Below are 10,671 nucleotides of genomic sequence, written 5' to 3'. Positions count from 1 at the left end.
TGCAGCGCAGCGCTGCGGCAGCGCGCCGCTACGAGTCGCGTCCGCCGGAAGAGCCATTCCTTGACGACGATCGTCCCTGCCGAGACGAAAACTACCGGAACGCCGTCGATAGGCGACTTGCTGCCCCCCATCAAAGCCTCCACCGCGCTCCAGACGATGCCGGCTCCAACGACGATGACGCCGATGTCAACGCCCCCCGCGACAAAGGTTTCGATCTTGCCGTGCCCAAAGGGGTGGCTGCGGTCGGGAGGACGCGCCGCCATTCGGGCGCCGACGATCAGCGCCAGATCGGTCAGGACGTCGGCAACCGAGTTAAATCCATCGGCCAGGAGCGCGAGCGATCCGACCAACAGTCCAGCGGCAAACTTTAGCGCTCCGAGGATCAGATTCCAGTAGAGACCGATGCGGGTCGCCGCGCTGATCTCGCGCGCTTCGCGTATCAGGTCGCTGTCTGTAGTGCGGGTGTCGCCTGAAGGTCGGGTAATTTCGGAGTCCTGTCCGGTTCCGGATGGTTGGGGTGCGAGAGGGGGGAGTCGAACCCCCATCCACCGTTGGGCGGACCGGATCCTAAGTCCGGCGCGTCTGCCAGTTCCGCCACTCTCGCAATCTATCTCAAATCGGCAGTGTCAAGGCATCACTCCGCGGCGAAGCGGTTCGAAGTTGACGAAGTCGGAGTGATGGACGATCCATGCCTCCGGCGACCGGTATCCGCCGTCGCCTTCCCGGGAGTGAACCGCGATAATGTGCTGAACCGCTTCCGGAAGCCCGCACCGGGCGGCCAGTGCAGTTCCCGAGATCGGATGCCGGCGAAGTCTTCCGTCGGGACTGACGGCAAATGTGCCGTCCGGACGACGCTCATACTCGAGACACTTGCCGACGTCGTGCAGCAATCCTCCGGCAAGCAGAATGTCGAAATCGATCCGAAAATGCCCCGCATAGGCTGGACCCAGCACCCTCCCCAGCGCCAGAGCCGAATCGGTTACATTGCGGGTATGCGCGGCAAGCGATATGTCGGGCGTTCCCAAAAAACTAAAGGGAATCGCTTCGAGGTCGTCAACTTCCCAGCGGCCCTCGGAAATAGCCATCAGCCAGCACTCCCGGACCTGCTGACGAAGCATTTCAGCCCCTATTCGCTCCAACTGCGGGAAGCAGTGCTCCAGTGCACGAATGCTCACGCGTTTTGCTCTTCAGATTGTAGTATGACCCTAAGCCAGCGGCAACCGATGAAAAACTTCACCCAATGGGTAAACCCAAGCAGTGCGGGCGGACGTCCCCGTCCGCCCATTGGCAACCGGACAAGGGCGTCCAGTTGCACGCCTGCCGCCGGATTGGGGAAATTATAACAAATCCGGCGGGAGTTGGATCTCGCAATATCGCCGGTCTCCACTACTCCTGCCTTCAAAATAGGGCGATGACAAGCGCAAATCAAGTCCGCCGCACACCAGGTCCCTTCTTTGCCCGATCGTTCGGCTTGTGCCCAGTGTGGAGCCGGTCTATATTGTCTTTAATGGCTACCAGCAAACGACGCTTCCGTCGCTCTCCCCTCAAGTTACTCCTCGCCGCTGCGTCATTTCAAGTTACCTTGCTTTCGCCGCTTCCTCTCCAGTCCGACATCCTCTGGACGACACCTCCCATCTACCCCATCGACTGGATCGAAGCGGATGACCTTGAAGAGATGCTCATCGAGCCAGCCCTGCCCGGCTGGAGCGATGCCTTCGCATCCCCGCCCGGCAGCCGGTTCCCAATCCGCCTGCAAGCGAGGGGTCGGATCGACCGCCGGTTTGGACCGGGAAGCCGTGTTGACGAGAATCGTTACGATGGTTCGCCTTACGGCATCGTCCAACGTTATAAGGCCACTCACCCAAATTGGTCGGCGGGAGCCACCTTAGATAAGGATAAATATGAGCCGCGCTTCGATGACCTAAGCCGCTTCTACCTCGACTACGACCGCGAGTCCCTGCATATTATCGCCGGGGATTTCCATACTTCAAGCGGCTTGGGGTTGGCAGTCGGTAAGATTCCCGCATACTTTTCGTTATTTCCGTCTTCGCCCCTTTACCGGAAGCCATCCCCGACCCTCTCCCCGGCATCCGGCACCCGTCTCAATAAGTCCTTTCGAGGCGTCGGAGTTCGAGGCGAATTTGGAGCCTGGGAGGTTCTCCTCTTCACATCGAAGACACCCTATGATGCCATCGTCACACCCGACGGCCGGATCGAGCGCCTCTCCGACGGAGGCTTGCACCGGACACCCGGCGAAGCGCGCAAGCGTGATTCGGTCGTCGAGTCTGCCGTTGGAGGGGCTATAGAGTGGCGGGAGCGAATCGCCCGTGACCTTTCCCTAAACGCCGGACTCTCCGGCTGGCAGGGGAAGTATAAACCACCCTTCGAGCCGATGCCGAACGTCCGCTACCCTTATCCTTTAGCCGGACGCAACGCCGGTGCGGCCGGTCTTAGTCTTGGCTTCGAAGCCGGCATCACCGGACTTTTCGGGGAGATCGCTTCTGACCGGAACCGCACCCGGGCCCGTTGCATTACGCTGAATCGGAAGCGGGATGGGGATATTCCGTCGCTCCATCTGATCGCCTTCGACCTGCCGCCCGAATACCGGAATCCCGCCGGAGCATCGCCGATAGGAGATCAAGCGTCCAATCTGCAGGGCGTTGCGGCAAGTCTTCATAGATCGTTCCGTAAGTCTCGATTCGACGGCCGTTTGTTCAAACTCTCCAAACTGGCGCTCTACCTCGAAGCAACGCACCGTCCGGCGCGGACGGTAACAGTCCCCGAGCCACACTCTGAATCCAAAGCCTCGCTCGAAGGTGAATTCGCTTATAATCCGATCCACTCGGGGCGGCTTCGCCTCCGGCATCAGCGCGACGTCATCGGGCACGGCGAAGCCGGTGCTATCGAAAGAGCCGACGTCTCCCGGGTGCGCTATTTACACCGGACCGACTACGGTTCGCATTACGGGCATGCCTTCATCGCCGGTCTGGAGACCGGTTACAGGTCACCTTCGACGACCGGTCGTCAGACCGGCTGGCTCGGGCTGATTCGCTACGAAGACGAGACTTCGACCGAACGTCTTGGATTGCCCGGAAGTAGCACACTAAGCCTCACCGGAAGTTGGTTCGACACGCCAGCTGCGCTGCCCATTTATCTTTCAGAGTCCGGTTTGCCCGACCGGATGCGGGTGGTGCGCCTATCCGGCCGGGGAATGCGCTGGTCGGTTTCGCTTGTCGGGCAGTCGGGTCGCAGTTGGTTTGGATTGATGGCTGCCCAAACTTACCTCAACGCCGTTGATAAGGGCGATCTTGAAGGCTATATTAGTTATTCCTATGCGATTGACATTTGACCTCCCCGGACGGACGCTCACTCTGGAATCTTCTCTCAGTCCACTGAAATGAGCCGCCTCTGGAACGTTGTCGCGATTGGCCTTGCCGTCGCCGGAGTCATCCTGATTATCAACGGGATGAACAAGCGGTTTGGCACTCCTGAGAGCGCATCGCCCGATCCGGAAAGTAACCCGGCAAGTGAGCCTGTTATCAGCGTGGCTGCCACAGAGTCTTTCGCAGCGACCCCGGCCGTAATTGTGAGTCCGACCGTCGAGCCGTATACCGATTCTCTTCAGAATGCGAATCCGCCGGTCGATGTTCCCGTCGGGTCGAATAACACTGCGAAACCGGCCGAGACCGTTAGTCCGCCGGTTGCCGGTCGGGTCGCAACGCCCCTCGCCGGGAAGGTCGTTCCCGACACCGCCGATCTTCAATCGCTCAAACGGATGCTCCTCGAAGTGGTCGAACGGCAAGGCTGGAAGCAGGATGATCGTGACCACCTGGCACTGCTGCTCGACGATCGCCGGGTGAGATTTCGCGGCGACCTGCTGGTGCGCAATTCGACCTTTGTCGAACATGAAGCGCTATATGCCCATAACCTGACCTTTGACGCCGTCGAGCAGTCGATCGCATATTGGAACCTCCACCGCAGCGCGCTCGCGCCGGCTGCCGGTCAGGGGGGCGTTCCACCCGAATTTCTTCTTGCGATAATGAAGGTGGAGACCAACTTCGGCACCTTCACCGGCAAGGAGTCGGTCTTCAACGTCTTCTGGACGCTGGCGCTCGGTGATGTGCGGGAGATTCAAGCCGTCCTATCGCCGCCCCCCGACTACCCGCGGTCGGAAATGACCGCCCGGCTCACCCGCCGGGCACTCTGGGCGCGAAGCCAGTTGCGCGACCTGCTCTATATGGCACGCCACGGCGGCGTCGATCCGCTCGCCACGCCCGGCTCGTTTGCCGGTGCCTTCGGACTTTGCCAGTTCATCCCGTCGAGTTACCGCGCCTATGGCAGGGATGGCAACGGCGACGGCGTAATCGACCTCGACCGGGTGGCCGATGCGGGAGCCTCGATCGCAAATTACTTGAGAAAGAACGGCTGGCCTGAAAGCCCCGACCGCATCCGACGCCGAAAAGCAATTCTGACGTATAACAAATCGTCCTTCTACGCCGACTGCGTAATGTCGCTTGCCGATTCGATTGCCGGGAGATGGTCGGCGCTGTCGCTCCGGCAGTGATCAGGCGCTGGTTTGGTGCGACCGCGTGCCTTGCGCTCGCTTTTTGGCTCAGCAGCGGAACCGGTTATGCGCAGGGCGAGGTCGATTACGTCCTCTGTTATCATTCCGGAGTCAGCGCACCCGATACCATACCATCGCGACCGGTGGGCAGTGGTGCGTGGATCGATATTGCAGCCCTGGCAAGACGCCTGGGGGGGCAGGTTGTCGAGGATGAGAGTGCCGGACTCGAGGTCGTCCTCTCCGGGAGGAGCCTCCGATTTCATGACGGTACAGCGGCGGTCGTCATCGGGTCCGAAACGGGCAACCTTCTCTTCCCGGTACTGCAGGAAGACGGGCGCTGCTTTGCAGAAAGCGGCTCGCTCTGCCGGTTGATCCAACGCTTCACCGGCATCGAACTCCGGTTCGAACCCGAATCGCACTCCATCCACTTTAAAGGACCTTCACCGGGTGCAGTCGATAACGGCGCAACGAACCGGCGTCTGGCGGCCGACCGCGAGCGCTGGGCTCTCGATGTCGTCGTAATCGACCCCGGGCACGGCGGCAAGGATCCGGGAGCCATCGGGTCCGGAGGCTTGAAAGAGAAGGAAATCTGTCTCGACGTCGGTCTGCGCCTCGCCAAAGTCCTTCGCGAAAAGGGCATCCGGACCATTCTGACCCGTGAAACTGATATCTTCATCCCGCTCGCCGAGCGGACCCGCATTGCCAATCGCAGCGGGGGCAAACTCTTCGTCAGTCTGCATTGCAATGCCGCGAAAAACAAGAAGGCCGGCGGAATGGAGACCTACTTCCTGGCTCCGGCAAAGACCGCACGGGCAATGGAGGTGGCGCTCCTTGAAAACGAGGTGATCCACCTGGAGGATTCGCCCGAAGACTACCGCGACATCACGGAGGAGAACTTCATCCTGCTCTCGATGGCGCAGGCGACTTTTACCCGGGAATCGCAGAGCCTGGCTGGACTGGTCCAAGAGCGCGTTGCGCCTAAAGCCGGGCTGAAGAACCGCGGCGTCGATCAAGCCGGTTTCTATGTATTGGTCGGCGCATCGATGCCGGCGATCCTGTTCGAGATGGCTTTCATCACCAATCCTCAGGAAGCGAAACAACTGAAGACCAGGTCGTTTCGCCAGACCTTGGCCGAAGGAATGGGCGAGACGATAATTCACTTTCTAAACAACAACCAGTAACTTCACGGCGCCTCCTCCCATCGAGGCGCCAGACCACTCGGAATGGATCCGCAGCGCATCCGCAACTTCTGTATCATTGCCCATATCGACCATGGCAAATCGACCCTCGCCGACCGGTTGCTTGAACTGACCGGCGTCGTTGCGGGCGGAGCCGGTATGCCGCAAATTCTCGACGATATGGATCTCGAGCGCGAGCGCGGCATCACCATCAAGGCTCACGCGGTGGCGATGACTTACCGGCGCCCCTCAGACGGCGAATACCGTCTAAACTTGATCGATACTCCCGGACACGTGGACTTTGGTTATGAAGTCTCGCGGGCGCTGGCGGCTTGCGAAGGCGCGTTGCTGCTCGTCGATGCGGCTCAAGGCGTCGAAGCGCAAACCATCGCCAACCTCTATCAAGCCGTTGAAGCCAACCTCACCATCATCCCGGTGCTGAACAAGATCGACCTCCCGGCTGCCGACATTGATGGCTCGCGCCAGCAGATCGTCGATCTGCTCGGCTGTCCGCCGGACGAAATCCTCTCCGTCAGCGCCAAGGAAGGCACCGGCGCCGCAGAACTGCTCGACGCCATCGTAACCCGTATCCCGCCGCCAAAGGGACGCAGCGACGCGCCGCTGCAAGCGCTCATCTTCGATTCGCAATTCGACACCTATCGGGGAGCCATTCCCTATGTCCGTGTCGTCAACGGGGTGATGAAGCCGGGGATGACGATCGTTTTTCACTCCACCGGTAAGAAATACCTGATCGACGAGGTCGGTTACCTGCGGCTGAAGAAGTATCCGGGCGAGGAACTGGCGGCCGGCGAAGTCGGCTATTTGATCCCCGGCTGCAAGGAAGTTGCCGAGACCCGTGTCGGCGACACCATTGGCGATCCAGCCTTTCCCGATGTGGGGATGCTTCCCGGCTACCGTGAACCGAAACCGATGGTCTTTGCCGGCCTCTTCCCGGCGATGGCCGAAGACTATGAGGAACTAAAGAGCGGACTGGAGCGCTTAAGACTCAACGACGCATCGCTTTGGTATGAGCCCGAAACCTCGGTCGCGCTGGGATTTGGCTTTCGCTGCGGCTTCTTAGGCCTGCTCCACCTCGAAATCGTCCAGGAACGTCTCGAACGGGAATACGGTCTCAACCTTGTAACCACCGTTCCCAACGTTGAATATCGGGTGACGACAACAGACGGGCAGGTGATCCTGATTGACAACCCCACGCTCCTGCCGCCATCGACGGCCATTGCCCGGGTCGAAGAGCCGATCGTCTCGGCACAAATCGTAACTCCGCCGGATGCTATCGGAGCCATAATGGGTATCACGACCGAGCGGCGGGGGCTGCACCTCAACACCGAGTATCTCGACCCCAAGCGCGTCCTCCTGCACTACAAACTGCCGCTCGCCGAGATCATCTACGACTACTACGACAAACTTAAGTCCGTCAGCCGGGGCTTCGCGTCGCTCGACTACGAGCACACCGGCTGGGAGCCGACCCGACTTTCGAGGCTTGACATCCTGATAAACAGCGAAATGGTAGATGCGCTCTCGGTGATCGTCCACGAGGATAAAGCCTATAATTGGGGGCGGCGGGTAGTGGACAAACTGGCTGAGGTGATCCCGCGTCAGATGTTCGAGGTGGCGATTCAAGCCGCCATCGGAGGCCGGATCATCGCCCGCTCGACGGTGCGCGCAATGCGCAAGAACGTCCTGGCAAAGTGCTACGGCGGCGACATCACCCGCAAGCGTAAACTGCTCGAAAAGCAGCGCGAAGGCAAAAAGCGCATGAAGGTTATCGGCCGCGTTGAACTGCCTCAGGAGGCCTTTATGGCGATCCTAAAGGCGGATTGACATCGTGCTGCGCGCAGGAGCGATTTCCAAATCGCCCGACGGGATGGTCGGATTGGAATCCGACCCTAAGCGAACATCAACTCTCGGAATGGATAACTATAAACTGCCCCCGGCAATGCAATGCTATTGATTAGCAATAAGATTTGAGAACCTTGAACATCTCCCCATCAACGAAAACTCATCCGCCCGATGACCACGGATTTGGGCAGCGCTACCGGAACTGGCGCGAATTGCGGCGGCAAAAGAAGATCGAACGTTCGAAGCGGATCGGGCCGGTCCGGGAATGGATCGAACTGGTCGTCTCGGTTGTCCTGATCGTTTTTGCGATCCGGCTGGCGATCGTCGAAGCCTTTCGTATTCCGACCGGTTCGATGGAGGATACGCTGCTCGTTGGCGATTTTCTACTCGTCAACAAGTTCGTCTATGGCATCCGGACGCCCGACTGGATCGGCATTCCGTTCACCCGGGCCGGCGTCTTCGTCCCCTTTGCCAGGCTGCCCGGATTCGCCAAGCCAAAGTCGGGCGACATCGTCGTCTTCCGGTTTCCGCTCGACCCCAACCTCTCCTATATCAAGCGCTGCATCGCCACCGCCGGTCAAACGGTCGAAATTCGGGAGAAGATCGTCTATGTCGATGGTCAGCCCTTTAACGACCCGCCGCATTCCAAGCGGACGAGCCAGTTGACCTACCCGCGCGACTATGTCGAGCCGGCGGTCTTCCCGAAAAACCTCGAAATGCGCAACCGCGACAACTACGGCCCGGCGACCGTCCCCGACGGGCACCTCTTCGTGATGGGCGACAACCGCGACAACTCCGCCGATAGCCGCTACTGGGGCTTCTTGCCGGAGCGAAACGTCATCGGCAAGGCACTGGTGATCTACTTCTCATACGATGCTTCCAAGCCGTTCTACCGCCTTAACAGGAAAGTCCGGTGGGAGCGCATCGGGAATCTGATCCGGTAACCCGGCTGTTGGCCATGGCATCACTCTCCACAACAGCCATCATCTGCCGTCCTGTAGTTGCCTCTTCGTCCGGGCAGGTGTAAATTGTCAGTCTTGGGATTTAATTTGTCCGTGATGCGACAATGAACGACCGGACTGCAGCAAAGGCCGAGATCGAACTGCTCCGGACGGAGATCCGGCATCACGACCGCCTTTACTATGAAGAGGCTGCGCCTGTCGTCAGCGACGTCGAATACGACCGCCTGATGCGGCGCCTGATCGACCTCGAAACGGCCTGGCCCGACTTTCGTTCGCATGACTCGCCTACCGAACGCGTCGCCGGATCGCCGCTCGAGAGCTTTCGTCAGGTCGCTCACGCCGTGCCGATGATGTCGCTGGCGAATTGCTACACCTTCGAGGAACTGCGCGACTTCGACCGCCGGGTGCGCGAGTTGCTCGGAGGTGATCCGGAGTATGTTACAGAACTGAAGATCGACGGCGTCGCGGTCAGCCTCCATTATGAAAATGGTGTTCTGGTGCGCGGCGTAACCCGCGGCGACGGACGCATCGGCGATGACATAACCGCCAACCTGAAGACGATCCGGGACATTCCGCTGGTTCTTGCCGGGGATACTGTAGCGGGACACGTCGAAGTGCGCGGCGAAGTCTATTATCGGCGCGACGACTTCACAAGGCTGAACCGGGAGCGCGAAGCCTCCGGTTTGAAGACCTTCATGAATCCCCGCAACTCGGCAGCGGGGACGCTCAAAATGCTCGACACCGCCGAAGTTGCCAGGCGGCGGCTCCGCTTCTTCGCCTATTATGCAGACGGCGTCGCGCTGAGGGCGCAGAGCAAAGTATTGACATGGCTTGGCGAAGCCGGCTTCCCCGTGCTGGCCAAATGGCGTCTCTGCAAGGACATTGCCGGGGTCGAAAACTTCTGGCGGGAATGGGAGACACATCACGACGACCTCCCCTTCGACGCCGACGGTATCGTCGTGAAGTTGAACGACCGGTCGGGTCAGGAGAAGTTAGGCGCGACAGCCAAGTCGCCGCGCTGGGCTATCGCCTTCAAGTTCGTCGCCGAAGGTTCGGTCACGCGGCTTAACGGCGTAACCTGGCAGGTAGGTCGGACCGGTGCCGTCACTCCGGTCGCCGAACTGGAGCCGGTGCTCTTGGCAGGGACGATTGTGAAGCGCGCGACGCTCCACAATCCCGACGAAATCGCCCGGCTCGGGGTGATGATTGGCGACTTCGTCGAGATCGAGAAAGCCGGCGAGATCATCCCCAAGGTGCTGAAAGTCGTCATCGAGCGCCGTCCCTCAGACGCGGCGTCAATAGAGATACCGACGCTCTGCCCGACCTGTGGCAAGCCGCTCGTCCGGGACGCCGAGGAAGCCGTCCTGCGCTGCGTCAATCCTCACTGCCCCGACATCGTCAAGGGGCGGATCGTTCACTTTGCATCGCGGACGGCGATGGAGATCGAAGGCCTCGGCGAGAAGACCGTCGATTTGCTCTTTGGAGCCGGTCTGGTGCGGGACGCCGGCGACATTTACGGACTGACAGTCGAGCAGGTCATGGCACTGCCCCGGCTGGCGGAGATTTCGGCCGAGAACCTGATCACCGCAATAGCGGCCTCGAAGTCCAAGCCGTTCGACCGGCTCCTCTTCGGGCTGGGGATACGCCATGTCGGGCGTAATGTGGCGAGGGTGTTGGCCGGTCGTTATCCATCGCTCGCTGCGTTGAAGTCGGCCGCCGAGTCCGATCTGACCGCGATCCCCGATGTAGGCGAAAAGATCGCCGCGTCGATCGTCCGGTTTCTTGCCGATCCGAACGAGCAGCGTCTGCTCGCTAAACTGAAGGCTGCCGGACTGGGGGTGGGTTCAGGCGCGACTGCCGAGGTTCCCCGGAAACTGGCGGGGAAGACCTTTGTCATCACCGGGACGCTCGAGCGCTGGTCGCGCGGGGACGCCGAGGAGTTGATCCGCCGGTTTGGCGGTCGGGCTTCATCGTCAGTCAGCAAAAAGACCGACTATCTGGTCGCGGGGAAGGATGCCGGGTCGAAACTTGCGCGGGCGAGGGAGTTGGGCGTGGAGGTGATCGGGGAAGCGGAGTTGGCATTGATGATCGAGTCTTGAGCATCTAT

Annotated in this window: 8 protein-coding genes and 1 tRNA gene; 6 read left to right on the top strand and 3 right to left on the bottom strand. The window is 60.3% G+C overall.

The window, feature by feature from the left end:
* The 3 genes from FJY67_00880 to FJY67_00870 form a co-directional block, all read right to left on the bottom strand.
* Positions 1-545, bottom strand: a 545-nt coding sequence (locus FJY67_00880; GenBank protein MBM3328012.1) for a cation diffusion facilitator family transporter, incomplete at its 3' end; no start/stop codon positions are given.
* Positions 516-604: transfer RNA gene (locus FJY67_00875), tRNA-Leu, on the bottom strand. The genes FJY67_00880 and FJY67_00875, both read right to left, overlap by 30 nt.
* Positions 605-626: 22 nt before the next feature.
* A complete protein-coding gene (locus FJY67_00870) occupies positions 627-1,118 on the bottom strand; it encodes an HDIG domain-containing protein (protein MBM3328011.1) in 492 nt (163 codons plus the stop codon).
* Between the two features lie 389 nt (positions 1,119-1,507).
* On the opposite strand from FJY67_00870, the gene FJY67_00865 reads away from it, so the two are divergent.
* The 6 genes from FJY67_00865 (at position 1,508) to ligA (ending at position 10,663) form a co-directional block, all read left to right on the top strand.
* Positions 1,508-3,349 carry a hypothetical protein gene (locus tag FJY67_00865; protein MBM3328010.1) on the top strand — a complete coding sequence of 614 codons (1,842 nt, stop codon included), beginning with the start codon at positions 1,508-1,510 and terminating at the stop codon, positions 3,347-3,349.
* A gap of 48 nt (positions 3,350-3,397) precedes the next feature.
* Complete coding sequence (locus FJY67_00860) at positions 3,398-4,564, top strand: hypothetical protein (protein MBM3328009.1); 1,167 nt, start codon at positions 3,398-3,400, stop codon at positions 4,562-4,564.
* Positions 4,537-5,745: an N-acetylmuramoyl-L-alanine amidase gene (locus FJY67_00855; GenBank protein ID MBM3328008.1), complete on the top strand. Its 1,209-nt coding sequence runs from the start codon at positions 4,537-4,539 to the stop codon at positions 5,743-5,745. The genes FJY67_00860 and FJY67_00855 overlap by 28 nt, the downstream gene beginning before the upstream one ends.
* 42 nt (positions 5,746-5,787) lie before the next feature.
* Positions 5,788-7,584, top strand: coding sequence for an elongation factor 4 (gene lepA, locus FJY67_00850; GenBank protein MBM3328007.1), 1,797 nt, complete (start codon positions 5,788-5,790; stop codon positions 7,582-7,584).
* Positions 7,585-7,814: 230 nt separating this feature from the next.
* Entirely contained in the window at positions 7,815-8,546 is a 732-nt protein-coding gene (lepB, locus tag FJY67_00845; protein ID MBM3328006.1) for a signal peptidase I, read from the top strand.
* 122 nt (positions 8,547-8,668) lie between these two features.
* Positions 8,669-10,663 carry an NAD-dependent DNA ligase LigA gene (gene ligA / locus FJY67_00840; protein ID MBM3328005.1) on the top strand — a complete coding sequence of 665 codons (1,995 nt, stop codon included), beginning with the start codon at positions 8,669-8,671 and terminating at the stop codon, positions 10,661-10,663.
* Positions 10,664-10,671: the final 8 nt, after the last annotated feature.

It is taken from the genome of Calditrichota bacterium (genome assembly GCA_016867835.1).
GTDB lineage: Bacteria > Electryoneota > AABM5-125-24 > Hatepunaeales > Hatepunaeaceae > VGIQ01.
The sequence above is the reverse complement of the archived record's forward strand: the minus strand, read 5'-3'. Positions and strand labels throughout refer to the sequence as shown.